The organism is Lentzea alba (assembly GCF_011067745.1).
In the GTDB taxonomy this organism is placed as follows: Bacteria; Actinomycetota; Actinomycetes; order Mycobacteriales; family Pseudonocardiaceae; genus Lentzea; species Lentzea alba.
Window position 1 is genome coordinate 186365 of sequence record NZ_JAAMPJ010000006.1, and the last position, 22839, is coordinate 209203.

At 67.4% G+C, this 22839-nt stretch carries 20 protein-coding genes, 2 tRNA genes and 1 pseudogene; 11 read left to right on the forward strand and 12 right to left on the reverse strand.

Translation table 11 applies throughout. From position 1 onward, the window contains the following. Nucleotides 1-8 precede the first annotated feature (8 nt). From G7043_RS22970 to pknB, 6 genes are read left to right on the forward strand one after another with little or no spacing between them, the layout of a single operon-like run. A complete protein-coding gene (locus tag G7043_RS22970) occupies nucleotides 9-470 on the forward strand; it encodes an FHA domain-containing protein FhaB/FipA (protein WP_030480247.1) in 462 nt (153 codons plus the stop codon). Beyond that, the gene (locus tag G7043_RS22975) at nucleotides 467-1897 is read left to right on the forward strand and encodes a PP2C family protein-serine/threonine phosphatase (protein WP_166048623.1); all 1431 of its coding nucleotides are present in this window, start codon (nucleotides 467-469) and stop codon (nucleotides 1895-1897) included. The genes G7043_RS22970 and G7043_RS22975 overlap by 4 nt, the downstream gene beginning before the upstream one ends. A gap of 3 nt (nucleotides 1898-1900) precedes the next feature. After that, on the forward strand, nucleotides 1901-3376 hold the full coding sequence (locus tag G7043_RS22980; RefSeq protein ID WP_166048637.1) for an FtsW/RodA/SpoVE family cell cycle protein: 1476 nt from the start codon (nucleotides 1901-1903) through the stop codon (nucleotides 3374-3376). Further along, entirely contained in the window at nucleotides 3373-4845 is a 1473-nt protein-coding gene (locus G7043_RS22985) for a peptidoglycan D,D-transpeptidase FtsI family protein (protein ID WP_166048639.1), read from the forward strand. The genes G7043_RS22980 and G7043_RS22985 overlap by 4 nt, the downstream gene beginning before the upstream one ends. Next, nucleotides 4845-6353: a serine/threonine-protein kinase gene (locus G7043_RS22990; protein ID WP_166048641.1), complete on the forward strand. Its 1509-nt coding sequence runs from the start codon at nucleotides 4845-4847 to the stop codon at nucleotides 6351-6353. Before G7043_RS22985 ends, G7043_RS22990 begins: the two co-directional genes overlap by 1 nt. A gap of 55 nt (nucleotides 6354-6408) precedes the next feature. Beyond that, the gene (gene pknB, locus G7043_RS22995; protein WP_166048642.1) at nucleotides 6409-8418 is read left to right on the forward strand and encodes a Stk1 family PASTA domain-containing Ser/Thr kinase; all 2010 of its coding nucleotides are present in this window, start codon (nucleotides 6409-6411) and stop codon (nucleotides 8416-8418) included. 66 nt (nucleotides 8419-8484) lie between these two features. Here the strand turns inward: pknB and G7043_RS23000 are convergent, their stop codons facing one another. Continuing rightward, on the reverse strand, nucleotides 8485-9126 hold the full coding sequence (locus G7043_RS23000; protein ID WP_166048644.1) for an aminodeoxychorismate/anthranilate synthase component II: 642 nt from the start codon (nucleotides 9124-9126) through the stop codon (nucleotides 8485-8487). A gap of 77 nt (nucleotides 9127-9203) precedes the next feature. Between G7043_RS23000 and G7043_RS23005 the strand changes: the two genes are divergently transcribed. Next, entirely contained in the window at nucleotides 9204-10547 is a 1344-nt protein-coding gene (locus G7043_RS23005) for an FAD-dependent oxidoreductase (protein ID WP_166048646.1), read from the forward strand. A 56-nt stretch (nucleotides 10548-10603) separates the two neighbouring features. Here G7043_RS23005 and G7043_RS23010 read toward each other — a convergent pair whose 3' ends face one another. Both G7043_RS23010 and G7043_RS23015 read right to left on the reverse strand, forming a co-directional pair. Further along, entirely contained in the window at nucleotides 10604-10759 is a 156-nt protein-coding gene (locus G7043_RS23010; protein WP_166048648.1) for a hypothetical protein, read from the reverse strand. Further along, nucleotides 10759-11730 carry a class E sortase gene (locus G7043_RS23015; RefSeq protein WP_278185832.1) on the reverse strand — a complete coding sequence of 324 codons (972 nt, stop codon included), beginning with the start codon at nucleotides 11728-11730 and terminating at the stop codon, nucleotides 10759-10761. Before G7043_RS23015 ends, G7043_RS23010 begins: the two co-directional genes overlap by 1 nt. A 432-nt stretch (nucleotides 11731-12162) precedes the next feature. Between G7043_RS23015 and crgA the strand changes: the two genes are divergently transcribed. Continuing rightward, nucleotides 12163-12429: a cell division protein CrgA gene (gene crgA / locus G7043_RS23020; RefSeq protein ID WP_030465604.1), complete on the forward strand. Its 267-nt coding sequence runs from the start codon at nucleotides 12163-12165 to the stop codon at nucleotides 12427-12429. A 248-nt stretch (nucleotides 12430-12677) separates the two neighbouring features. Then, nucleotides 12678-13073, forward strand: a complete 396-nt coding sequence (locus G7043_RS23025; protein ID WP_166048650.1) for a PH domain-containing protein — start codon at nucleotides 12678-12680, stop codon at nucleotides 13071-13073. A gap of 6 nt (nucleotides 13074-13079) precedes the next feature. On the opposite strand, the gene G7043_RS49950 is transcribed toward G7043_RS23025, so the two are convergent. After that, complete coding sequence (locus G7043_RS49950; RefSeq protein ID WP_313888031.1) at nucleotides 13080-13997, reverse strand: rhomboid family intramembrane serine protease; 918 nt, start codon at nucleotides 13995-13997, stop codon at nucleotides 13080-13082. Then, nucleotides 13994-14542, reverse strand: coding sequence for a peptidylprolyl isomerase (locus G7043_RS23035; RefSeq protein WP_166048652.1), 549 nt, complete (start codon nucleotides 14540-14542; stop codon nucleotides 13994-13996). Before G7043_RS23035 ends, G7043_RS49950 begins: the two co-directional genes overlap by 4 nt. 95 nt (nucleotides 14543-14637) lie before the next feature. On the opposite strand from G7043_RS23035, the gene G7043_RS23040 reads away from it, so the two are divergent. Beyond that, complete coding sequence (locus G7043_RS23040; protein ID WP_166048654.1) at nucleotides 14638-15204, forward strand: hypothetical protein; 567 nt, start codon at nucleotides 14638-14640, stop codon at nucleotides 15202-15204. A 59-nt stretch (nucleotides 15205-15263) separates the two neighbouring features. Here the strand turns inward: G7043_RS23040 and G7043_RS23045 are convergent, their stop codons facing one another. Next, nucleotides 15264-15797, reverse strand: coding sequence for a DUF2020 domain-containing protein (locus G7043_RS23045; RefSeq protein ID WP_166048656.1), 534 nt, complete (start codon nucleotides 15795-15797; stop codon nucleotides 15264-15266). A 115-nt stretch (nucleotides 15798-15912) separates the two neighbouring features. Between G7043_RS23045 and G7043_RS23050 the strand changes: the two genes are divergently transcribed. After that, nucleotides 15913-16305 (forward strand): DoxX family protein, encoded by a 393-nt coding sequence (locus G7043_RS23050; RefSeq protein ID WP_166048658.1) that lies wholly within the window; start codon nucleotides 15913-15915, stop codon nucleotides 16303-16305. A 213-nt stretch (nucleotides 16306-16518) separates the two neighbouring features. On the opposite strand, the gene G7043_RS23055 is transcribed toward G7043_RS23050, so the two are convergent. The 6 genes and pseudogenes from G7043_RS23055 to gyrB all read right to left on the reverse strand — a co-directional run bounded on the left by G7043_RS23055 (nucleotide 16519) and on the right by gyrB (nucleotide 22814). Further along, nucleotides 16519-16591 (reverse strand) — tRNA-Ala (locus tag G7043_RS23055). A gap of 46 nt (nucleotides 16592-16637) precedes the next feature. Further along, nucleotides 16638-16757, reverse strand: a pseudogene (locus G7043_RS48465) (DLW-39 family protein); the annotation flags it as partial. A gap of 233 nt (nucleotides 16758-16990) precedes the next feature. Then, nucleotides 16991-17064, reverse strand: a tRNA-Ile gene (locus G7043_RS23060). A 73-nt stretch (nucleotides 17065-17137) separates the two neighbouring features. Continuing rightward, nucleotides 17138-17758 (reverse strand): DUF3566 domain-containing protein, encoded by a 621-nt coding sequence (locus tag G7043_RS23065; RefSeq protein WP_313888057.1) that lies wholly within the window; start codon nucleotides 17756-17758, stop codon nucleotides 17138-17140. Nucleotides 17759-18235: 477 nt separating this feature from the next. Then, complete coding sequence (gyrA, locus tag G7043_RS23070; RefSeq protein ID WP_166048660.1) at nucleotides 18236-20791, reverse strand: DNA gyrase subunit A; 2556 nt, start codon at nucleotides 20789-20791, stop codon at nucleotides 18236-18238. 55 nt (nucleotides 20792-20846) lie between these two features. Continuing rightward, entirely contained in the window at nucleotides 20847-22814 is a 1968-nt protein-coding gene (gene gyrB / locus G7043_RS23075) for a DNA topoisomerase (ATP-hydrolyzing) subunit B (protein ID WP_166048662.1), read from the reverse strand. Between the last annotated feature and the right edge of the window lie 25 nt (nucleotides 22815-22839).

Sequence of the window (22839 nt, forward strand, 5' to 3'; positions counted from 1 at the left end):
TACAACCGGTGCAAGAGCTGGTGATGCAGCTGACCAGAGCGGGCTTTCTCGTGCTCCTCTGGCTCTTCGTGCTGGCCGCCCTACGTGTGGTCCGCTCTGATCTTTACGCAGCCTCAGGGCTCCGGGCGTCGGGTCTGCCCGGATTCCGGAGGTCCGAGAAGTCGGCGAGGGGAAGCAAGGCGCCTCGGCAACTCGTGGTCACCCACGGGGCGCTGACCGGCACCCGCATCTCGCTCGACGGCAGGCCGATCCTGATCGGCCGCGCTGACGACTCCACTCTCGTCCTGGACGACGACTTCGCGTCGACCAGGCACGCGAGGCTGTCCATGCGCGGCACCGACTGGTACGTGGAAGACCTGGGCTCCACGAACGGCACCTACCTAGACCGAGCCAAGGTCACCGCACCCCTGCGCGTACCTCTCGGCACCCCGATCCGCATTGGCAAAACGGTGATCGAGCTGCGCTCATGACCTTGGTTCTTCGATACGCGGCCCGCAGCGACAGGGGCCTGGTTCGCTCCAACAACCAGGACTCCGTGTACGCGGGCCCTCGCCTGCTCGCAGTCGCCGACGGCATGGGTGGCCACGCCGCCGGTGAAGTCGCGAGCAAGGTGGTCATCGCCTCGCTGGCCCACGTCGACGACGACGAGCCCGGTGACGACCTCCTCGGCAAGCTCCGCGACGCGGTCGCGGCCGGCAACGGCGCCATCTCCGAGCTCGTGACGAGCGACCCGGACCTGGAGGGCATGGGCACCACGCTCACGGCCATCCTGTTCGCGGGCAACCGCCTCGGGCTCGTGCACATCGGCGACTCGCGGGCATACCTCCTGCGGGAGGGCACCTTCGCGCAGATCACGCACGACGACACGTTCGTCCAGTCGTTGATCGACGAGGGCCGGATCACGCCGGACGAGGCCGCCACGCACCCGCAACGCTCGTTGCTGCTGCGCGCCCTCACCGGCCACGACTTCGAGCCCAGCCTGACGGTGCGCGAAGCGCGCGTCGGCGACCGGTTCCTGCTCTGCTCGGACGGTCTGTCCGGCGTCGTGAGCCTGGAGACGCTCGACGAGGCGATCCGCATCCCGGACCCGCAGGCCTGCGCGGACCGCATGATCGAGCTCGCGCTCAAGGGCGGCGGCCCCGACAACGTCACGGTGATCGTGGCGGACGTCGAGGACATCGACTTCGGCGACGACTACCCGATCCTCGGTGGCGCGGCCGGTGACGGCAGCGATGAGCACAACGCTCCGCCGGACTCCGCGGCCTCCCGGGCGAGCGCGCTCACGCAGCAGCGCCCGCCGATGCCTCAGCGCATGGAGGCACCGCAGCCACCACCGCAGGACCCGAAGCGCAAGAAGCGGACCGCCATCAAGGCGTTCGCGATCGTCTTCGTGCTGCTCCTGCTGACCGCCGTCGTGGCGGTCGGCGGAAAGCTGTGGCTGAACACCCAGTACTACGTGGGTGCCACCGAGGACGGTCAGGTCGCGATCTTCCGCGGTCTCAACGGCTCGGTGCTCGGCTTCAAGCTGTCGTCCAAGGTCGAGGACTCGTGCCCGCCCGGTTCGACGGGCTGCAAGCCGGTCGCGCTGAGCGACCTGAAGGAAGCCGGTCGCAAGACCATCACCGCGGGCCTTCGCAGCGACAACGGGCTGGACGGCGCGCGCGCCGCGGTCAGGTTGCTGCGCACGGAACACATGCTGCCGTTCTGCAAGGACACGTCGACGACGCCGACCAGCCCGACCAGCCCGACGTCGCCGACGACTCCGACCGGCACGGAAACCAGCACGCCGACCAGCCCGCCGCCGGCGAACGGCACGACCCCCGAGACCGGGGCCACCGAGCCGTCGCCCACCCAGAGCGGGCAGAAGGTCGGCGTGGATTGCCGGGAGGGTCCGTAGTTGATGGGCTCGCCCGCCCCCGCCGGGGAAGGCTCACCAGTCGCGTCCGTGGCGACGAACACGTCGCCGGGACTGCGTCCGCCGACGCGGCGCGGCACCGAACTGGTGATGCTCTCGTTCGCCGCGGGTCTCGTGACCCTGGCGCTGATCCTGGTGGAACTCAACCAGGAGCGCTCGCTGAGCCTGAGGATCGTCTACCTCGGTCTCGCGTATCTCGGTCTTTTCGCCTGTGCGCACCTCGCGGTGCGCAGGTGGGCGCCTTACGCCGACCCGGCGATTCTGCCGTGCGTCGCGTTGCTCAACGGGCTGGGTCTGGTGATGATCCACCGGATCGACTTGGCTCTGGAGGGCGTCAAGTACCTGGACGGCTCGACGTGGTCACCGGTCGCGTTCAAGCAGGTCATCATGACCGCGATCGGGTTGCTGCTGTTCGCGGCCACGCTGAAGTTCCTGTCCGATCACCGCACGCTGGCCAGGTTCGGCTACACCTTCGGTCTCGCCGGGCTCGTCGCGTTGTTGCTGCCCGGTGTGCTGCCGGGCTTCATCGCGCCGACGATCAACGGCGCGAAGATCTGGCTGCGGGTCGGCCAGTTCTCCATCCAGCCCGGTGAGTTCGCCAAGATCCTGCTGATGGTCTTCTTCGCCGCGTTTCTGGTGTCGAAGCGAGATCTCTTCACCACCGCCGGCCGCCGGTTCCTCGGCATGGACCTGCCACGTGCCCGCGACCTCGGCCCGCTGTTCGCCGCGTGGGGCGTCACGGTCGCGGTGATGGTGCTGCAGAAGGACCTCGGCTCCTCGCTGCTGTTCTTCGGCATCGTGCTGGTGCTGCTCTACGTCGCCACCGAACGCGCGGCGTGGGTCGTGCTCGGCGTCGGCCTGTTCTCCGGCGGCGCGATCATCGCGTGGCGGCTCTTCGACCACGTCCAGGACCGCGTGGCGAACTGGCAGGACCCGATCGCGCGCTACGACGTGGAATTCGGTGGCGGTTACCAGATCTCGCAGTCGCTGTTCGGTCTCGCGACCGGCGGCATCGGTGGTGCGGGTCTCGGCGCCGGCCGTCCGGAAATGATCCCCGAGGCGAACTCCGACTTCATCACCGCCGTGATCGGCGAGGAACTCGGGTTCATCGGCCTCGCGGCAGTGCTGCTGATCTACATGGTCTTCGCGCTCCGCGGCCTGCGCAGTGCCATCTCGGTGCGCGACAGCTTCGGCAAGCTGCTCGGCGGCGGTCTCGCGTTCGCGGTGTGCTTCCAGGTGTTCATCGTCGTCGGCGGTGTCACCAAGCTGATCCCGATGACCGGTATCACCGCCCCGTTCCTGTCCTACGGCGGCTCGTCGCTGCTCGCGAACTACATCCTGGTCGCATTGCTACTGCGAATTTCTGCGGCGGCGAGGGCTCCTCAGCGAGCTCCCAAGCCGAAACCGCAACAACCGGCTATCGCCGACCAGCACACTGTGATGGTGGAGCGTCCCAAATGAACACACCGCTCCGCCGCATCGGCATGGCCATGATGGTGATGATCGTGCTGCTCCTGGGCAACGCGACCTGGGTGCAGGTGGTCAACGCCGACAAGTGGCGCCTGGACCCGCACAACAAGCGGGTGCTGCTCGACGAGTACGCCCGCAAGCGCGGTCTGATCACGGTCGCCGACGGCACGGTGATCGCGGACGTCAAGGAGACGACGGACCGTCTCCGGTACCTGCGCGTCTACAACAGCGGTCCGGCGTACGCGCCGGTCACCGGCTACCTGTCGGTCACCTACGGCACGGCCGGCCTGGAGCGTGCGGAGAACGACCTGCTGAACGGCTCGGACGACCGGCTCTTCGCGCGCCGCGTCTCGGCGTTGATCACCGGTCGTGACCCGGTCGGCGGCAACGTGCAGCTCACCCTGCAGCCGAAGATCCAGCAGGTCGCGTACGACCAGCTGACCTCGAAGGGCTTCACCGGCTCGGTCGTCGCGATCAAGCCGGACACCGGCGAGGTCCTCGCGATGGTGAGCACGCCGTCCTACGACCCGAACCTGCTCGCGAGCCACGACGCGGACGAGCAGGCGGCGGCGTGGAAGCAGCTGAACGCCAAGGACGCGAACGACCCGCTGCTCAACCGCGCGACGCAGGCCCTCTACCCGGCCGGTTCGACGCTGAAGGTCGTGGTGGCCGCGGCCGCGCTCGCCGACGGCAAGAACAAGGACACGCAGTACACCGCTGCCGGCACCATCAAGCTGCCGAATACCCAGACGGACCTGCCGAACTTCAACGGCACCCCGTGCGGCCCCGGCCAGACGGTGTCGATGGAGACCGCGCTCGCCAAGTCGTGCAACACGGCATTCGGCGAGATGGCCGGCCAGCTCGGTGCGAACAAGCTGCGCCGGCAGGCGGAGAAGTTCGGCTTCAACGACCCCGGCCTCCAGGTGCCGATGCCGGTCGAGACCTCGACGCTGGGCCAGATCGAGGACGACGCGGCGCTCTACCAGACGGGCATCGGCCAGCGGAACGTGCAGATCACCCCGCTGGAGAACGCGGTCATCGCGGCGACGATCGCCAACGGTGGCAAGCGCATGAAGCCGTACCTGGTGTCGAAGATCCTCGGTCCGGACCTGAAGTCGATCGACGACACCGAGCCCGACAACGTCGAGGACGCGATGAGCTCGGCCAACGCGTCCGCCCTGCGCGACATGATGATCCAGTCGGAGACCAACACCGGCGGTGAGGGTCGTCAGCAGGGCCTCCAGATCGCGTCGAAGACCGGTACCGCCGAGCACGGCGCCAAGCCGCTCGAGAACAACCCGCACGCCTGGTACATCGCGTTCGCCCCGGCGCAGAAGCCGGAGATCGCGATCGCCGTGATCGTGGAGGACGGTGGCGACCGCGGTCTGGGTGCCACCGGCGGCAAGGTCGCCGCTCCGATCGGACGCGCCGTGATCAACGCGTACATGGCTGGTCGCTGATGCTCACCAAAGGCCAGCTCCTCGCCGACCGCTACCGCCTCACCAGGCGGATCGCGGTCGGTGGCATGGGCGAGGTCTGGGAAGGCGCCGACGAACGGCTCGACCGCCGGGTGGCCGTGAAGGTGCTGAAGGCGGAACTGTCGGGCGATCCCGAGTTCCTGCACCGCTTCCGCACCGAGGCGCGGATGACCGCGTCGCTCAACCACCCCGGCATCGCGTCGGTGCACGACTACGGCGAGACCGCGTCCGTCACCGACGGACCGGAGGACACCGCGTACCTCGTGATGGAGCTCGTCGAGGGCGAACCGCTCGCGACGATCATCTCGCGGGGCCGGCTCACCGCAGAGGTGACGCTGGATCTGCTGGAGCAGACCGGAAACGCGTTGCAGGCGGCCCACGAACGCGGGCTCGTGCACCGGGACGTGAAGCCCGGCAACATCATGGTCACGCCGTCGGGGAAGGTGAAGATCACCGACTTCGGCATCGCGAAGGCCGTGGACGCCGCACCGGTGACGCGGTCCGGGATGGTCATGGGGACCGCGCACTACATCGCTCCCGAGCAGGCACTTGGGGGCGAGGCCGAACCGGCGAGCGATGTTTACTCGTTGGCAGTGTGTGGCTACGAATGCCTGGCCGGACACCGGCCGTTCCTGTCGGACAACGCCGTGACCGTCGCGATGATGCACATCCGCGACATCGCGCCGCCGTTGCCGCCGGACGTTCCGCCGGGTGCGCGGACGTTGATCGAGGCCACGCTGGTCAAGGACCCGCGGCAGCGCTACCGGACCGGTGGCGAGTTCGCCGCGGCGGTCAGCGCGGTGCGGGTCGGTCAGCCGCTGCCGACACCGTCCGGGTTCACGATGCCGCCGGTCATTCCGCAGCACGTGCCCCAGCAGGCGCCGCAGATGGTGCAGCAGCAGGTCGTGCCGCAGCAGCAGATCATCCAGCAGCAGCCACCGCCCCCACCGCCACAGGTTTCCCAACCGCTGCCGATTCCGTCGCACCACCAGGGCCGTCCCGGTCCCGGTACCCACCCGGCGATGCAACCGGCACACCAAACCGGCACGTTCGCGCCAATGCCGACGCCACCGGGGAGAAACCGGAACGCCGTCTGGGTTATGGTCGCTTTCCTGGTGGCCGTGCTGCTGGTGCTCGGCGTGGTCGTCCTGTGGAAGCTGACCGTGCAGTCGAACAACGGCAGCGGGCAAGGTGGCGGGCCGACCACCTCCAGTTCGGCGAGCGTGAACCCGCCGGCGAACGGACAGGCGAAACCCGACTCCGCCGACCGGCTGCCGGGCAACGCCATGAGGCAGATCGACGAGGACGACTACATCGGTCGTTCCGGCGACGAAGTCAGGACAGACCTGATCGAGCAAGGCATGGACCCCAGGGTGCAAAGCGCGCAGGGCACATCGCCGGGCGACCTGAAGAAGTGCCGGGTCACCGCCATCGCGCCGACAGGCGGGGTGCCGGCCGGCTCGCAGGTGAAGGTGACGTGCGCGCCATGAGCAATGCCAGAACCGAGTTGGGAACACCGTCGACGAGGAGCGGGACGAAGCACCGATGAGCACTCCACGACTGCTCTCAAACCGCTACGAACTGGGTGAGACCCTCGGCTACGGCGGCATGTCCGAGGTCCACAAGGGGCGGGACGTCCGCCTCGGCAGAGACGTGGCGATCAAGGTGCTGCGCGCTGACCTCGCTCGCGACGCCCAGTTCCAGGAACGGTTCCGCCGCGAGGCGCAGAACTCCGCCGCCCTGAACCACCCGGCGATCGTCGCCGTCTACGACACCGGCGAGACGCAGACCGAGTACGGCCCGCTGCCCTACATCGTGATGGAGTTCGTCGACGGACGAACGCTGCGCGACATCGTGAAGACGCAGGGCCCGCTGTCGGGCAAGCGCGCGATGGAGGTCATGGCCGACGTCTCGGCCGCACTCGACTTCAGCCACCGGCACGGCATCGTCCACCGCGACGTGAAGCCGGCCAACGTGATGATCACGAAGTCCGGCGCCGTGAAGGTCATGGACTTCGGCATCGCCAGAGCGCTGCACGACGGCCAGGCCGCGGTCACGCAGACCGCCGCGGTCATCGGCACGGCCCAGTACCTGTCGCCGGAGCAGGCGCGCGGCGAGTCCGTTGACGCCCGTTCCGACGTCTACGCGGCCGGCTGCGTGCTGTTCGAACTGCTGACCGGCGAGCCCCCGTTCACCGGTGACTCCCCTGTCGCCGTCGCGTACCAGCACGTGCGGGAAGACCCGAAGGCCCCGTCACAGCTGAACCCGAAGGTGTCGCCGCAGCTCGACGCGATCGTGCTGAAGGCGATGTCGAAGGGTCCGGCGAACCGCTACCAGTCGGCCGCCGAGATGCGAGCCGACCTGGTCCGCGTGCTGTCGGGTCAGCGTCCGTCCGCGCCGGCCGTCATGACGGCCGAGGACCGCACCGCCGTGATGAACGAGCAGGCGGCGGCGCGCACCGGCCGGACGCAGGTGATCTCCGGCGGTGGCCGGCACCGCCCGGCGGCGTTGAAGTCGGAGCCGGACGACGACTACGACCCGATCGCCGACGAGGAAGAAGAACGTCGCGCGAAGCGCAAGAAGGCCATCATGATCACGCTGGTGGCGATCCTGTGCGTGGCCGTCCTCGGCCTCGCCGCGTGGATCACCAAGAACGTGATGAGCACGAGCAACGAGGCGGCGGAGAAGGTTCCCGTGCCGTCGATCGTCGGCCTGAGCCCGTTGGAGGCCAAGGAGAAGGTCCAGAAGGCGGGCCTCGTGGCCGCCCAGGAGGACGTCGCCTGCGAGCCCGGCCCGAACGGCGCACAGGCCAAGTGCACGGCCGACCAGATCAACAAGGTCATCGGCACGAACCCGCCCGAGGGCACCCAGCTCACGAAGGGTACGTCGGTCACCATCTCCGTCGGCGCTCCTCCCGGTGAGGGCACGGTGCCGGACCTGGTGGGCAAGACCCCGCAGGAAGCTCAGGCGATCCTGGACAAGGACCCGAACGGCTTCAAGCTGCAACAGGCCAATGACCAGGTCGAGGTCGATGACGCGACCAAGGTCGGCAAGGTCGCGGCGCAGAACCCGGCGACCGGCCTGAAGCTCAAAAAGGGTGGCACGATCAGCATCCAGCTCGGCAGGGCACCGGAGAAGCAGAACGTGCCGAACGTCGTGGGTGACGACCAGGCCGACGCCCGCCAGACGCTGGAAGGTTCCGGCTTCAAGGTCAACATCGAGCAGGTCGACAGCGCCAAGCCCGAGGGCGAGGTCATCTCGCAGAACCCGGTCGGCAACAGCAAGGCGGCCAAGGACACGCTCGTCACGCTCAAGGTCTCGAAGGGCAACCAGTTCGAGATGCCGGACCTGACCGGCATGACCGAGAAGGAAGCCGAGAACAAGCTGAAGTCACTGGGCTGGAACGGCGTCCTCAACACGCAGGACCAGACGGTCCAGCCGGGGTCGCCGCAGATCGGCAAGGTGATCACCCAGCAACCGGCGAAGGGTTCGCCGATCTCGAAGGGAACCGCGGTGACGGTGACCATCGGCAAGGCCGGCATCATCACCACCTGACACCAGGGTTGACGAGAAGGGCGGTTCCGGATTCCGGAACCGCCCTTCGGTCTTCACGAGCCGGTCTTACTGGCGAGCGGCCGCCGCGAGCGTGCGCATGCCGTTCTCGAGCTGCGCGACGGTGGCCTCGGGGACCTCGAAGCCGCAGACCCTGAGCCAGTTGGCGAGCATCCGGTGGCCGCCGTCGGTCAGCACGGACTCGGGGTGGAACTGCACACCCTCGACCGGAAGTTCCTTGTGGCGCATGGCCATCACGATGCCGGTCTCGGTCTTGCCGGTGACCTCGAACTCCGCGGGGATCGTCTCCGGCAGCACCGTCAACGAGTGGTAGCGGGTCGCGATGAACGGCTGCGGCACGCCGTCGAGCACGCCCTTGCCCTCGTGGAAGACGATGCTCGTCTTGCCGTGCAGCAACTCGGGTGCGCGGTCGACCGTGCCGCCCCACACCACACCGATCGCCTGGTGGCCGAGGCACACGCCGAAGACCGGTTTGCCGGTGTCGGCGCACTTCTTGATGACGTCGATGCTCGCACCCGCGCGCTCCGGCGTGCCGGGGCCTGGGCTGACGAGCACGCCGTCGACCTTGTCGATCTCGTCGAGGTCCACCTCGTCGTTGCGCCGCACGACGCACTCCGCACCCAGCTGAGCCAGGTACTGGACCAGGTTGTAGACGAAGCTGTCGTAGTTGTCGACCACGAGCACGCGCATGGACAGAGCCTAGTCGGTCGAGTCGAGTGAGTTAGCTCTCGTCCGCACTCAGGTAAGGCTTCCCTAAAATAGGTGTCATGAGTCGCCCCTTGCGCGTCGCGGTCGTCGGCGCTGGACCGGCCGGTGTCTACGCCGCCGACATCCTCACCAAGTCCGACGTCGACGTGCAGATCGACCTCTTCGAGAAGCTGCCGGCGCCCTACGGCCTCGTCCGCTACGGCGTCGCCCCGGACCACCCGCGCATCAAGGGCATCGTCTCGGCTTTGCAGAAGGTGCTCGACAAGCCGTCCGTCCGCTTCTTCGGCAACGTCGAGTACGGCGTCGACGTGAAGCTCGACGACCTGCGCCAGTTCTACGACGCCGTCATCTTCTCCACCGGCGCCTCCGCGGACCGCGCTCTCGACATCCCCGACATCGACCTGCCCGGCAGCTACGGCGCCGCGGACTTCGTGTCCTGGTACGACGGCCACCCCGACGTCCCGCGCACCTGGCCGCTGACCGCCACGTCGGTCGCCGTCCTGGGTGTCGGCAACGTCGCTCTCGACGTGGCCCGGATCCTGGCCAAGACCGCCGACGAGCTGCTGGTCACCGAGATCCCGTCGAACGTCTACGAGGGTCTGGCCTCCTCACCGGTCACCGACGTGCACGTCTTCGGCCGCCGCGGTCCGGCCCAGGCCAAGTTCACGCCGCTGGAACTCCGCGAACTCGACCACTCGCCGAACGTCGAGGTGATCGTCCACGCCGAGGGCATCGAGTTCGACGAGGCCTCGATGCACGCGATCAGGACCAACAAGCAGGTCGAGATGATCGTGAAAACCCTCCAGGAGTGGGCGATCCGCGACGTCGGCAACCGCCCGCGCCGCCTGCACCTGCACTTCCTGGAGGCACCGGTCGAGGTGCTGGGTACCTCGTCGGTCGTCGGCCTGCGCACCGAAACCCAGGAACTCACCGGTGACGGCAACGTCCGCGGCACCGGCGCCTTCACCGACTGGGACGTCCAGGCCGTGTACCGCGCCGTCGGCTACCTCTCGACGCACCTGCCCGACATCCCGTTCGACCACGTGTCCGGCACGATCCCGCACCTCGCCGGCCGCGTGCTGGACCTGGACGAGGTGCCCATCCCGGGCGTCTACGCGACCGGCTGGATCAAGCGCGGCCCGATCGGCCTCATCGGCCACACCAAGGGCGACGCCCTGGAAACCATCACCAGCCTGCTCGAAGACGCCGCCTCGCTGCCGTTGGCCACGTCGCCCTCGCCGTCCGCGGTGGTCGAGTTCCTCGAGCAGCGCGGCGTGCCGTTCGTGACGAACGAGGGCTGGGGCCGCCTCGACCTGCACGAGATCGCCCTGGGGGCCGTGCAGGGCCGCGAGCGCGTGAAGGTCGTGTCGCGCGAGGAGATGACCACGATCTCGAACGGCTGACCAGCCGTTCCCCGATGAAGCCGCCACCGTGTGGGCACGGTGGCGGCTTCACCTGCTCACTGGGTCGTGACGTTGTTGAACGGCAGCTTCGGCTCGGCCCACGGGAACACCACGAACATCAGCAGCGCCACGATGCCGACCACCAGCACGACCGCCTCGGCGATCCGCAGGTACAGCGGTCCCGGCAGGTGCCGCCAGATCCAGCCGTACATCAGCCCTCCGTCATCTCGGGCGGCACGAAGCCGTTGGCCACCGGGTAGCTCTTGGTCTCGATGGCGTGCACGATCAGCCGTTGCTTGTCGGAGAACCGCGGGTGACAGGTCGTCAGCGTGAGCAGCCGGGCCTGCTTGTCGGCCGGCACGGTGGCGCCCACCTGGTGCGGGATCGGGGCGATGACCTCGCCCTGGGTCGGGACGACGATCTCCTGGCCGACGGTCTTCGCGTAGGCGTCGCCGAAGGTCGTCGAGAGCGGGGCCACGCCGGCGCACGACGGTTGCTTCGACTTCGGGTTCGAGGCCCAGCCGGCCACCTCGCTGCTCATGGGGAGCACGCGGTAGACGAACCACTGGGTCTGGGTCTGCACCACGACGGCGTTGCAGGACTCGAGCAGGTCCAGGTCGTTGAACGGGGCACCCTTGCCGACGCGGTGACCGGCGATGGCGAAGTTGCCCGCCTCCCCCGGCTCGGCGGTGTCCTTGTAGTGGCCGGGGCCGATTTCGAGGTGCTTGTCGGTGGTGCCCTCGACGACCGAGAACTTCCAGTCGTTGCCGAAGACCGGGATGTACATCTTCGCGAAGGCCTTGCCCTCGATGAGGTTCAGCTTCGACTGGCGGTTCGGGTCGGCCGGGGGCGGCGTGACGACGTTCGAGCTCCACTCGGAGTCGAGTGCCGCGGTGGCGTCTTCCTGTTTCTCCGCGGACAGCAGGTCGGTCACGTAGACCTCGTAGACGACGAACAGCAGCACGACCAGGCCCATCGTGATGAGGGCCTCACCGAAACCGCGCACCGCTTTGCGCGCCATGCTGTCCGGCGGCGGAGCGGCCTTGTTCGGTTCGTCGTCGTAGTACTCGTCATCGTCGTAGTACTCGTCGTCGTAGTCGTCCTCGATTCGCGGGATCACCTCGGTGGGCGGATCGACCGGGCGAGGACGGGGCGGACGCGGCGGCATTCCCTGACGCGGCATTCCTCCGGGCGGAGTTCCCTGGCGAGGCATTCCACCGGGTGGCGTGCCCTGGGGCATTCCGCGCGCGGGGGTGCCGGGCGCGGGGGTGCCGGGCGGCGGTCCCTGAGGCGGGCCGGGGCGCCGTGGCGGAGCACCGGGTGGGGGCAGGCTGCCGGAGAAAGCGCTGGTGAACTGGGTCGCGTCGGGCGGCGGCAGTGGGCGCGCAGAGGGGTTGGCCCGCACGTGCTGCAGGTCATCACGACGGGGTACAGGACGCCGTGGAGGCGGCTGCTGGGGTCCCGAGTTCACCTGAGAACCTCCGCACGGACTGTGAACTGAAAACAACTGCGTCTGCCAGGTGGTTCGCTGACCACGTTCGCTACGTTAACGTGTCTCCCGAGTAGTGCACGTAAACTCACGTCACTAGGGATATCCACGTCAGGCGAGGACAGCATGCCCAAGTCCAAGGTCCGGAAGAAGGCGGTCTACACCGCACCCACTGACCGCCGCACGCCGGTCAAGGTCAAGGCAGCGGGACCGTCTCACCCGGTCTACGTCGTTGTCATGCTCGGCTTCATGCTGCTGGGCCTCGCGTGGCTGGTCGTCAACTACATCGCGGCCGAGAAGATCCCGTTCATGCTCGAGCTGGGCGCGTGGAACTTCGCCATCGGCTTCGCGCTGATGATCATCGGCCTGCTGATGACGATGCGCTGGCGCTAGGCACTCGGCACTCGGCACTCGGCACGTCACTGTTCGTAGAGGTCGGCCCGGACGTCACACGTCCGGGCCGACTCTTGTTTGCGCCAGGTTCACCTGGTTCATCTGAGCGTCACCGAAGCACACGGCTGTAAGTCATCCCCATTGGGGACAAGTCCTGTGGACAACTTTGCACCAAAATGCACAAGCGACGGTTTTCCCTCATGCGGACCCGTTCAGTTGTCCACATTTCATGCGGGACACTCGACGGTGTGACTCGCACCTGGTCCACTCCCGCCCCGCTGGTCGCCGGCGCGTGGGTGCTCGCCCTCCTGCTCGCCGTCGCGACGTTCCTCACCGACGACAACGCGGGCCGTCTCCTCGTCGGACTGGCAACGCTGCTGGTCAGCTACCTCGCAGCGTTTGCGACGATCGCCCGGCCGAGGCTCACCGCGGACGCGGACGGGCTTGCCGTGCGCGGGTTCGCGAGCACGACGCTGCTGCCGTGGCACGAGGTGAAGGTCAAGCTGCAGACCACCCGCCGGCTCGGCAGGGAACAGCAGACATTGGAACTCGACGCCGACGACCGTCTCGTGGTGCTCACGAAACTGGACCTCGGCGTCGATCCCGAAGAAGTGGCCGGAGTGCTTCACGCTCTGCGGCCGTGAAGAGTTCTAGCGGCACGTCCTGGCGTACTCGAGGACGATCTCGGCCGTCGTGTCGAGTTCGGAGGCACGCAACACGAACATGACTCCGAGCAACAACGCGGCCGCCACCACAGCGCCGATCTGGTAGGCGTTGCGGTTCTGCTGGGGCGCCTTGACCATCGCGAGCGTCAGCAGGCCGCCGATCACGAACCCGCCGAGGTGCCCGAGAAGCGAGGCGTTGGTGAAGAGGTTCGACACCAGGTTGATGCCGACGATCACGACGATCGTCGAGATGTCCCGCTTCTGCCGCTTGAACACGATCAGCAGCGCGCCCATCAGGCCGAACACCGCGCCGGACGCGCCGGCGAGCTGCTGGCAGACCGTGCCGAAGTAGAACGCCGCCGCACTGCCGCCGAGCAGCGACAGGAAGTACACGGCGCTGTACCGCAGCTTGCCGAGCTCCTGCTCGATGACAGGGCCCACCACGAAGAGCGCGGCCATGTTGAGCACGAGGTGGATCAGGCCGAAGTGCATGAAGCCCGACGTGAGGATCCGCCACCACTCACCGTTGGCGGTGAGCTCCGGGATCATCGACGTAGCCGTGAACACGCCCGCACGGGAGTTGTTCATCGGGCTGCCGGACTGGACGACCGTGACCACGTACGCGAGCACGTTGAGCGCGATCATCACCTGCGTGATGATCGGCCGGCCGTTCGAGATCTCCGCGCCCGCGAGCGTGCGGGGACGGCGAACCGAGCGGGCGCCCTCGTTCACGCAGTCGACGCATTGCATGCCGACCGAGGCGTCGCGCAGACAGTCCGGGCAGGCCGGACGGTCGCACCTGGTGCAGCGCAGCCGGGTGGGCCGATCGGGATGACGCACGCAGACCGGAGTCTCCGGCTGCGCTCCGACCGGCCCGTCCGGTGGCACGGGGGCGTTGCTCACGCGCGTTCGATCGTGATCCGCTCGATCTTGATGTCGTTGACCGGACGGTCGCCCGCGCCGGTCGTGGTGTTGCCGATCGCGTCGACGACGTCGCGCGACTCCTGGTCGGCGACCTCACCGAAGATCGTGTGCTTGAAGTTCAGCCACGTCGTCGGCGCCACGGTGACGAAGAACTGGGAGCCGTTGGTGTTGGGCCCGGCGTTCGCCATCGCGAGCAGGTAAGGCCGGTTGAACTGCAGTTCGGGGTGGAACTCGTCCGCGAAGCGGTAGCCGGGGCCACCGCGACCGGTGCCGGTCGGGTCGCCGGTCTGGAGCATGAAGCCCGCGATGACGCGGTGGAACAGGGTGCCGTCGTAGAACGGACCCGAGTTCGTGCCACCTGCGTTCGCCTCGGTGTAGTTCTTCGTGCCCTCGGCGAGCCCGACGAAGTTCGCCACCGTCTTGGGGGCGTGGTCGGGGAACAGGTTGATGCGGATGTCGCCCTGCGTGGTGTGCAGGGTCGCCGTCACCTTGGTCCCGACGAAGGATTCGTTGCTGTCAGCCACCACCCCATCGTGCCATCCACAGGCGGCGATGTTCAGAAAGGGGCACGATGGGTACCTCTCTTGCATAACCGGACGACAACGTTGTGGAGCACAGGATGGACGAGGTGGACGTCATGACCCGCGCCGGCGAGTCCGTTGGCAAGGCTGTCGGCACCGGTCTGAAGGCCGCGCGTCAGGGTGTCGTTCGCGCAGGTCACGCCGCTGAGGTGAAGCTCGCGGAGCGCGGTATCACGGCTGACCAGATGCGCGGCGCGCTCGTGGATCGAGCCGACACGCTCATGGGCAAGGCCGAGGACTGGGAGAAGCAAACCCGCCGGTCCCGCAAACGTCTCGCGAAGAAGAGCGCGAAAACGCGAGCGGACCTCATGCACAAGGCCGAGGTCGTGCGCAAGGAAGTGAAGAAGGCAGCGAAGCACGCGCGCAAGGACGCCAAGGTGCGCGCCAAGGAGATCCGCAAGGCCGCGGCCCAGCTCGGTGCGGACGCACCGAAGCGCCGCAGGTGGCCGTGGGTGCTCGGACTCCTGATCGCGGCCGCGGCGGCCGGCTACATCGCGCTGACGCGCAGGCCGGAAGAGGTCCACCTGCAGGACGAGGAGCAGGCTCCGATGCCGGAGCCGGTCCTCAACGGGCAGGTGCCGACCCAGAAGGAACCGGTCAAGTAGGTTCCCGAACCGCAGAACGGGTGGTCTTCCCTCGGGAAGGCCACCCGTTCGCGCGTGTCTCAGATCTTCAGGCCCTTGATCGCTTCCTCGGCGATGCGGCGGGCCTTGATCGACTGCTTCTGGTTGCTCGTCACGACCACCGCGGCATCGCCTTTCGAGACGGCGTAGACGACACCGGTGTCGTTGCTGACGTACCCTCCGGCCCACCCGGTGGGTGAGCTGGCGGGCTGCGAACCGTCCGGCGCCGCCTCGTTGACGATCAACTTGGCCACGCGCTCGTCACCCACGTACACGCGCACGGTCAGTTGGATCTCGGTCGCATTGGCGTAGAAGAAGCACGCCGGGTGGGGCGAGTCCGTTGACAGTTTCACCTTGGGCACCCGCTGACCGTTCGCCTCGGCGACGAATCCGGTCGCGAGGTACGGGCAGGTGCCGTCGGTCGCGGGCTGGGGCGCGGGCGGCACTGTCGGAGCGGCGCTGGTCGTGGTGGTGACCTGCTGGGTCTGGGTCGTGGGCACCGGCACGTTCTGGGCGACATCGGTGCCGCACGCGGCGAGTACGCCGAGCAGGGGCAGCAACAGTGCTCGTTTCATAGGGGCAACAGTCAACCAGATACCGAGAGCACCCATTCGCGGCACACTCTGAATCGGTCCATGCCTTTTGTGCCCTGGTCCCTGTCCCCTCCCCCTGCCTCGGAAGGACCCTGTCATGGAGTTCCTGGAGCAACGACGAGAGCACGCCCTGGCGCTGTTCCGCATCGTGATCGGAGTGCTCTTCGTGATCCACGGAGTGCAGAAGATGGCGAAGGGAACCGCCCTGCTGTCGTGGCCGAGCGGACCCATGAGCCTGATCGAACTGATCGGTGGCAGCCTCATCGTGATCGGCCTGTGGACACGATGGGCCGCACTGATCGCCTCCGGCGCCATGGCTTACGCCTACTTCGTGGTGCACCAGCCCAGGGGCCTGCTGCCGATCCAGAACGGCGGCGAGCTCGCGGCGGTCTACTCGTGGGTGTTCCTGCTGCTGGTGTTCACGGGCGCCGGCGCGTGGAGCATCGACCATCTTCGCAAGTCGTCGAAGAAGTCACTCGCCAACGCGTGAAGTGACTACTAAAGCACTGAAGCCCTGTTCGCTGCGGCGCGAACAGGGCTTCAGCTTTTCCAGCTCAGGTGGGGCGGCGATGCCGAAGGCAAGCCGACCGGGGGTCCGGGGGCGAAGCCCCCGGCTGTGGAGTCTGGGGCTCGGCCCCCAGAAAACACTTCGGGCCGAGGAGGTCTGCGCTTTCTGCAGACACTCCTCGGCCCGAGGTACGAATGGAGACGAGGGGAATCGAACCCCTAACCCCCGCCTTGCAAAGGCGGTGCTCTGCCAATTGAGCTACGTCCCCGAGATCCGAGGGCGGCGGGCCGTCCGTCAGATCGAAACCGAGATCAGTCGGTGGGAGCGGTGGCCTCGCGCCACAGGTCCGCGTCGGCCTTGGCCGAACGGCTGCGCTTCACGAAGAACAGGACCGCACCGGCGACCACGACGAGTGCGATGATCTTCTTAGCCACTTCGAATCCCTCCCAAGACCGTAAAAAACAACGACCCCATCACGTTACAGCACCGCGGCGACTGCGGAACGAACGAAGCTCGACCGCCGAGTCGACTGCCGAGCGAATGATGTTGATGGGGGTCCGGGGGCTCGCCCCCGGCAGGGGGTCTGGGGGCTTGGCCCCCAGAAAAAGATACGATGATTCGGGATACGGTCGACGCTTTCCGTCGACAGGAGTAGCCCCGAATCGAGTGGGCCTAGGAGGACTTGAACCTCCGACCTCTTCATTATCAGTGAAGCGCTCTAACCGCCTGAGCTATAGGCCCTCGATCAACTGTCACCCCTTGGGGCGACGAGGAGAACCTTACAGGATCGTCCTCGCCGCTCCCAAATCGGGGGTCACTCACGCTCGGAGAGCGTCAACTCCAAGCCACCAGCCAGATCCGCCGACACGTTGTAGACGAACGCGCCCACGGTCGCGAGGGCCGTGAACAGCACGATGTTGACGGCACCGATGATCGCCGAGACGCCGAACACGCGGCCGGCGCTGATCAACGGTTCGCCCGGTTCGTTGGCCTGGAGCAGGTCGTTCGCGGTGCTGTTGATCTTGTCCCAGACGCCCATGCCGTGCAGGACGCCGTAGAGCACGCCGACCGCCACGAGCCAGACGAAGAACAGCGCGACGCCCAGCACCAGGGCGAGCTTGAGCACCGACCACGGGTCGACGCGCTTCACCTGCAGCGAGGCGCGCCGCGGGCCGCGGCCGGGGCGGCGGGCCGACGGGGTGGCCGCGGCGGGGCGGGCTCCGCCGTTGCCGAGGTTCACCGACGTGCGGCTGCTGCCCAGGCCCACCGGGATGGCCGAGCCCGTGACCACCGGCTTCTGCACCTTGACGGTGTCCGGGTCGGTCATCGGGAAGGCCGGCTCGGGGTTCGAGGCAGAGGACGGAGCAGGCGGCGCGGACGGAGCCACGTACGCCTGGGTCGCGTCCTGCTGCGCGGCCTCCGTGTCGTTCGTCACGCGCTGCCAGGGCGGCGGCGCCGAGACGACGACCGGCTCGTCGGCGGTCGGAGCAGGAGCCGCCGGAGCAGCCGTGGTCGCCGGTGCGGGAGTCTCCGCAGCCGGTGCCGGTGCCGGTGCTGGCGTCGGTGCCGGCGTCTCGAGCGCGACCGTCTTCTGCTCGACCGGCTTGGTCTTCTGCTCGGCAGGAGCAGCCGGTGCGGGCGTGGCCGGAGCAGCGGGAGCCGCAGCGGCCGGAGTCTCGGGCTTTGCGGGCTTGGCGGCCTCGGTCGCCTTCTCCGCCGTCACAGGCTTGGTCTTGTCCTGCGCGTTCCCACCCGAGGAACCGGAGGCCGCCGGCGCGGCCGCGTCAGCCTTCTTCTCCGCAGCGTTCTGGGGAGTCGGCTTGGTGATCACCGCGGTCTTGTCCGCGTCCCGACCTTCGCGGTTCTCGGGTGGAGTCACGAGCTGTCCTTAGCCTCTCGCTAGCAATTCCGACTACTCAGCCGAGTCGGTGGGGCTGGCTGCCTGGTCGGCGGCAGAGTCCACTGCTGCGTCTTCCGCGGCAGACGTCTCACCGTTAGTGACGTCGCTGGGCTCGTCCGCGTTGCGTGCGACGGCGATCAAAGTGGTGCTTTCGCCGAGGTTCATCAGCCGCACGCCCTTCGTCTGCCGTCCAGCTTTGCGCACCTGCTCGGCTCGGGTCCGGATGACCCCGCCGGTCGAGGTGATGGCGTAAAGCTCGTCGTCGACGTCGACGATGAGCGCTCCCACCAGCCTGCCACGTCGGCGGTCGTGCTGAATGGTCAGCACACCCTTGCCACCGCGACCCTGGACCGGGTAGTCCTCGATCGGCGTCCGCTTCGAGTACCCACCGTCCGTCGCGACCAAAACGAACAGGCCTTCCTGGACGACGCCCACGGACAGCAGCTCGTCTTCGGCGTTGAACCGCATGCCCTGCACGCCTGAGGTGGCACGCCCCATCGGGCGCAGCACGTCGTCGGTCGCGTGGAAGCGGATCGACTGGCCGTCCGCGGACACCATCAGCAGGTCGTCGTCGGCCGAGCAGAGCACGGCGCCGACCAGCTCGTCGTCCTCGCGCAGGTTGATGCCGATAAGACCACCCGATCGGTTGGAGTCGAAGTCGGAGAGCTTCGACTTCTTGACCAGGCCCTTGCGGGTGGCGAGCACGAGGTACGGCGAGACCTCGTAGTTCTTGATCTGGATGACCTGCGCGATCTCCTCCTCCGGCTGGAAGGCGAGGAGGTTCGCCACGTGCTGGCCGCGGGCGTTGCGGTTCGCCTCAGGCAGTTCGTATGCCTTCGTGCGGTACACACGGCCCTTGTTCGTGAAGAACAGGATCCAGTCGTGCGTCGAGCACACGAAGAAGTGCGCCACGATGTCGTCCTGCTTGAGCTGCGCGCCCTGGACGCCCTTGCCGCCGCGCTTCTGCGCCCGGTAGAGGTCGGTCTTGGTGCGCTTCGCGTAGCCGGTGCGAGTGATCGTGACGACCACGTCCTCGACCGCGATCAGGTCCTCCATGGACACGTCGCCGTCGAACGGAATGATCTTCGTGCGGCGGTCGTCGCCGAACTTGTCCACGATCGCAGTGAGCTCGTCGCGCACGATCTTGCGCTGCCGCTCCGGCTTCTCGAGGATGTCCTTGAGGTCCGCGATCTCCAGCTCGATCTCGGCCAACTGGTCGATGATCTTCTGACGCTCGAGGGCGGCCAGCCGGCGGAGCTGCATCTCCAGGATCGCGTTGGCCTGGACCTCGTCGACCTCGAGGAGCTCCATCAGGCCCGTGCGCGCGATGTCCGGCGTCTCGGACCGGCGGATCAACGCGATCACCGCGTCGAGCTGGTCGAGCGCCTTCACCAGACCGCGCAGGATGTGCGCGCGCTCTTCGGCCTTGCGCAGGCGGAACCGCGTGCGCCGGACGATGACCTCGATCTGGTGCTTCACGTAGTGGCGGATCATCTGGTCGATCCGCAGCGTGCGCGGCACGCCGTCGACCAGCGCCAGCATGTTCACACCGAACGAGTACTGCAGCTGGGTGTGCTTGTAGAGGTTGTTCAGCACGACCTTCGCCACCGCGTCGCGCTTGAGCGTGATCACGATGCGCATGCCGATGCGGCGGTTCGACTCGTCCGCGATGTTCGCGATGCCGGTGAGCTTGGCGTCGCGCACGAGCGCGGCGATGTTCTCGACCAGGTTGTCCGGGTTCACCTGGTACGGCAGCTCGGTGACGACCAGGATCGTGCGGCCCTTGGCGTCCTCGTCCATCTCGACGACCGCGCGCATGCGGACCGAGCCGCGGCCGGTGCGATACGCGTCCTCGATGCCGGAGGTGCCGAGGATCTGGCCGTACGTCGGGAAGTCCGGGCCCTTGATCCGGGCGATCGTCGCCTCGAGGGTCTCCTCGTCGGAGGCCTCGTGGTTGTCCAGCGCCCACACCACCGCGTCCGCCACCTCGCGGAGGTTGTGCGGTGGGATGTTGGTCGCCATGCCGACCGCGATGCCCGAGCTGCCGTTGATCAGCAGGTTGGGGATGCGCGCCGGAAGGACGACCGGCTCCTGGATGCGGCCGTCGTAGTTGTCGCGGAAGTCGACGGTCTCTTCCTCGATGTCGGCCAGCATGTGCATGGCCAACGGGGAGAGCCGGCATTCCGTGTAGCGCATCGCGGCAGCCGGATCGTTGCCCGGCGAGCCGAAGTTGCCCTGTCCCTGGATCAACGGGTAGCGCAGCGCCCACGGCTGGGCGAGGCGCACCAACGCGTCGTAGATCGCCGAGTCGCCGTGCGGGTGGTAGTTGCCCATCACGTCGCCGACGACGCGGGCGCACTTGTTGAAGCCGCGGTCGGGGCGGAAGCCGGAGTCGAACATCGAGTACAGAACGCGGACGTGCACGGGCTTCAACCCGTCACGCACGTCCGGCAGCGCACGACCCACGATGACGGACATCGCGTAGTTGATGTACGAGTTCTGCATCTCCTGCTGGATCTCGACCGGCTCGATGCGGTCGTGGTCCGGGGGCAGAGTCGTCTCGGTCACTGTTCTCTTTCCTTCTCGCCAGTAACGCCAGGGTGCCTAGGTGCCAAGACCGGACTCAGATGTCCAGGAACTTGATGCTCTTGGCGTTGCGGGTGATGAACGAACGGCGTGCCTCGACGTCCTCGCCCATGAGCACGCTGAACAGCTCGTCGGCGGTGGCCGCGTCGTCCATGGTGACCTGCCGCAGGATCCGGTTGGCCGGGTCCATCGTGGTCTCCCACAGCTCCTCGGCGTTCATCTCGCCAAGACCCTTGTACCGCTGGATGTTGTCGTCCTTGCCGAGCCTCTTGCCGCCCTCGAGACCTGCCTTGATCACGGCGTCGCGCTCGCGGTCGGAGTAGACGTACTCCGGCTCGGCGCGCTGCCACTTGATCTTGTAGAGCGGCGGCTGCGCGAGGTAGACGTGGTTGTGCTCGATGAGCGGCTGCATGAAGCGGAACAGCAGCGTGAGCAGCAGCGTGCGGATGTGCTGGCCGTCGACGTCGGCGTCGGCCATCAGCACGATCTTGTGGTAGCGCAGCTTCGACAGGTCGAACTCGTCGTGGATACCGGTGCCGAGCGCCGTGATCAGCGACTGGACCTCGGTGTTCTTCAGAACGCGGTCGATGCGCGCCTTCTCGACGTTGATGATCTTGCCGCGGATCGGCAGGATCGCCTGGTACATCGAGTCGCGGCCTTCCTTGGCTGAGCCGCCTGCGGAGTCACCCTCGACGATGTAGAGCTCGCAGCGCTCCGGCTCGGTCGAGCGGCAGTCCTTCAGCTTGCCGGGCAGGCCGCCGATGTCCAGCGCGCCCTTGCGGCGCACCAGCTCGCGGGCCTTGCGGGCGGCGATGCGGGCCTGCGCCGACGACACCGACTTGGTGACGATCGTCTTCGCCTCGTTGGGGTGCCGCTCGAACCAGTCGGCCAGGTGCTCATTCGTCGACTTCTGCACGAACGACTTGGCCTCGCTGTTGCCCAGCTTGGTCTTCGTCTGGCCCTCGAACTGGGGCTCCTTCAACTTCACCGAGATGATCGCGGCGAGACCCTCGCGGATGTCGTCACCGGTGAGGTTGGTGTCCTTCTCCTTGAGGAGCTTCTTCTCGCGCGCGTACTCGTTGACGACACGCGTCAACGCGGCGCGGAAGCCCTCTTCGTGGGTGCCGCCCTCGTGCGTGTTGATCGTGTTCGCGAAGGTGTAGACCGACGCCGTGTAGCCGGTGTTCCACTGCATCGCGACCTCGACCTGGAGGTCCTCGCCCTGCGCCTCGAAACCGATCACCTTCTGGTGCACGGCCTCGCGCGTGTGGTTGATGTGGCGGACGAAGTCCTCCAGACCACCTGGGTAGTGGAAGACGCGCTCCTTCACCGCGGCCTTGTGGCCCTCGGCGTCGGCTTCCTCGTCCGCCTCCGAGACCCGCTCGTCGCGCAGGACGATCGTGATCCCCTTGTTGAGGAACGCCATCTCCTGCAGCCGGCGCGCGATCGTCTCGACGTTGTACTCGGTGGTCTCGAAGATCTCCGGGTCGGCCCAGAACGTGACCGAGGTACCGGTCTCGGTCGTCGGCGCGCCCTTCTCCAGCGGCGTCGGCTTGGCGTTCTCGTAGCGCTGGGTCCAGAGGAAACCCTTGTGCTTGATCTCCAGGTCGACGGCCGTGGACAGCGCGTTCACCACAGAGATGCCGACACCGTGCAGACCGCCGGACACCGCGTAGGAGTCGCTGTCGAACTTGCCGCCCGCGTGCAGCTTGGTCATGACGACCTCGACGGTCGGGATGCCCTCCACCGGGTGGACGTCGGTCGGGATGCCACGACCGTCGTCGATCACCCGGACGCCGCCGTTGGCCAGCAGGGTGACGTCTACCGTTGTCGCGTAGCCCGCCATCGCCTCGTCGACCGAGTTGTCCACAACCTCCTGGACCAGGTGGTGCAGACCGCGCTCGCCGGTCGAGCCGATGTACATGCCCGGCCTCTTGCGCACTGCCTCGAGACCCTCGAGGACAGTGATCGAGGACGCGCCGTACTCATTCTTCTTTGCTGACACGGGCCTGGAGTCTCCTCGCTGATGC